General features: G+C 73.4%; 2 protein-coding genes. One reads left to right on the forward strand and one right to left on the reverse strand.

All coding sequences use genetic code 11. From position 1 onward, the window contains the following. The first annotated feature begins 64 nt into the window (after nucleotides 1–64). Nucleotides 65–769 carry a PH domain-containing protein gene (locus tag GTY47_RS31305; RefSeq protein ID WP_010049316.1) on the forward strand — a complete coding sequence of 235 codons (705 nt, stop codon included), beginning with the start codon at nucleotides 65–67 and terminating at the stop codon, nucleotides 767–769. Between the two features lie 100 nt (nucleotides 770–869). Here GTY47_RS31305 and GTY47_RS31310 read toward each other — a convergent pair whose 3' ends face one another. Beyond that, nucleotides 870–2507 (reverse strand): phospho-sugar mutase, encoded by a 1638-nt coding sequence (locus GTY47_RS31310; RefSeq protein ID WP_010049318.1) that lies wholly within the window; start codon nucleotides 2505–2507, stop codon nucleotides 870–872. Between the last annotated feature and the right edge of the window lie 114 nt (nucleotides 2508–2621).

Consider the following 2621-nt stretch of genomic DNA (forward strand, 5'->3'; position numbering starts at 1 on the left):
TGTGTATAAGAGACAGGGTGGGGGTGGTGGGGGTGGTGGACGTCCGGTCCGGCAGAATCGAGGCATGACGAGCCCCGAGTCCCAGTCGCCCGCGCCGCAGCCTCCGGAGCCCGAGTCCAAGGACCGGGTGTACCGGTCGGTTCCGGCCATCGCCGGTGGCGCGCTGCTGCTCGCCATCGCCGGGTGGCTCGGCATCGACGCGGTGATCTCGGGCGAGGGGCGCACGCCGTGGCTGGCGCTCGCCGTGCTGATCCTGATCGTGCCGCTGGTCGCCGCCTTCACGCTGCGGCCCGCCGTGTACGCCGGTGACGACCGGCTGCGTATCCGCAATCCGTTCCGCGTCATCGTGGTGCCGTGGGGCCAGGTCGCCGCGCTGAAGTCCGCCTACTCCAACGAGGTCCTCACCGAGTCCGGCGCGAAGTACCAGCTGTGGGCCGTACCCGTCTCACTGCGCGCCCGCAAGAAGGCCGCGCGGCGAGAGATGCGGGCGACCGCGCAGGCGCGGCGGGAGATGGGCCGGGACGAGGGGCGCGGCAGTGCGCTCGGGATGCGTGCCGGGCTGGGGCAGGGCCTCGGTGCGGGCCATGTGGCGGACGGGCCCGTCCGGGCGGAGACCGACCGGATCATGGATGAGCTGCGGGGGCTGCACGAGGCGCGGCGCCGGGCGGAGACGGCGCAGGGGGAGGTGACCGTGCGGTGGGCGTACGAGGTGATGGGGCCGGCGGTTGCCGGGGCGGTGTTGGTGCTGATTCTGCTGTTGGTGGGTTGAGGGGTTGAGGGGTTGAGGGGTTGGTGGGCTGAGGGGGCCGGCCCCGGGGGTGCTCGGGTTTCGGCGGGGCCGGCCTGTCAGCCTCAGGGCGGGGGCGCGGTCAGATGCCTGCCGCCGTCGACAGGTCGCGCTTGATCGACTCCAGTAGGGCCGTCACCTGGGCGCGGGCCTCGGGGAGGCCGGCGTGGGTCGCCACCGGGATCACGACCTCCAGGTAGCACTTCAGCTTCGGCTCGGTGCCGCTCGGGCGGACGATCACCCGGGCGCCGTCGAGGGTGTAGCGCAGGCCGTCCGTGGGCGGGAGGGTGTCCGTGCCCTGGGTGAGGTCGTCGGTCCGGGTGATCGGCAGGCCGGCGAGTTCGGTCGGGGGCTGTTCGCGCAGGCGGCGCATCGCGGCCGCGATCAGGGACAGGTCCTCGACGCGGACCGAGAGCTGGTCCGTGGCGTGCAGGCCGTGTTCCACGGCCAGGTCGTCGAGGAGGTCGAGGAGGGTGCGGCCCTCCTCCTTGAGCTGCGAAGCCAGTTCCGTGACCAGGAGCGCTGCCGTGATGCCGTCCTTGTCGCGTACGCCGTCCGGGTCGACGCAGTAGCCGAGGGCCTCCTCGTAGCCGTAGCGCAGGCCTTCCGCGCGGGCGATCCACTTGAAGCCGGTGAGGGTCTCGACGTGGGGGAGGCCGGCCTTCTCGGCGATACGGCCGAGGAGGGACGACGAGACGATCGACTCCGCGAAGGTGCCGGTCGCTCCGCGGCGGACCAGGTGGGCGGCGAGCAGGGCGCCGACCTCGTCACCGCGGAGCATGCGCCAGTCGGCGCCGTCCGGTACGGCGACGGCGCAGCGGTCCGCGTCCGGGTCGTTGGCGATGATCAGGTCGGGGGCCGGCGTGGTCGCGCGGGCCCGCGCGAACGCCAGGTCCATCGCGCCGGGCTCCTCCGGGTTGGGGAACGCGACGGTCGGGAACTCCGGGTCGGGGTCGGCCTGCTCCGCGACGAGGGCCGGTTCCGGGAAGCCGGCGCGGGCGAAGGCGGCGAGGAGGACGTCCTTGCCGACGCCGTGCATCGCCGTGTACACCGTGCGGGCGGTGCGGGGGGAATCCTTGGACAGTACGGCGTCGGTGCGGGCGAGGTAGGCGTCGAGGACGCTGTCGTCGAGGGTCTCCCAGCCTTCGGTGGGGCGCCGGACGGTGGTGAGGGACGGGACGGCGGCGATCTCTGCCGCGATGTCGATGTCCGCCGGGGGGACGATCTGGGAGCCGTCGCCGAGGTAGACCTTGTAGCCGTTGTCCCGGGGCGGATTGTGGCTGGCGGTGACCTCCACGCCGGCGACCGCGCCGAGGTGCCTTATCGCGAAGGCGAGGACGGGGGTGGGGAGGGGGCGGGGGAGGACGGCGGCGCGGAGGCCGGCGCCGGTCATGACGGCGGCGGTGTCGCGGGCAAAGTCGTGCGACTTGTGGCGGGCGTCGTAGCCGATGACGACGAGGCCGTCGTGGTGACCCTGCTTCTTGAGGTACGCGGCGAGCCCGGCGGCTGCGCGGATGACGACCGAGCTGTTCATGCGCATGGGGCCGGCGCCGAGTTCGCCGCGGAGGCCGGCGGTGCCGAACTGGAGCGTGCCGCTGAAGCGGGCGGCGAGTTCGGTGTGGTCCTGGGCGTCGATGAGGCGGGCGAGCTCGGTGCGGGTTTCCGGGTCGGGGTCCTCGGTGAGCCACGCCTGGGCCTGTGCGATGAGTTCGTCGTGCACGGTCTGTGTCAGCCTCTCGGTTCGTGGGTGTGCGGATGCCTGCGGCGGCCTGTGCGGGGCCGTGGGGGTGCGCGTAGCGCCTACCGGGGTGCGGTGGGGCGGGGCCGCGCCCGT

The organism is Streptomyces sp. SID5464, from assembly GCF_009862985.1.
GTDB classification, from domain to species: domain Bacteria; phylum Actinomycetota; class Actinomycetes; order Streptomycetales; family Streptomycetaceae; genus Streptomyces; species Streptomyces chartreusis_D.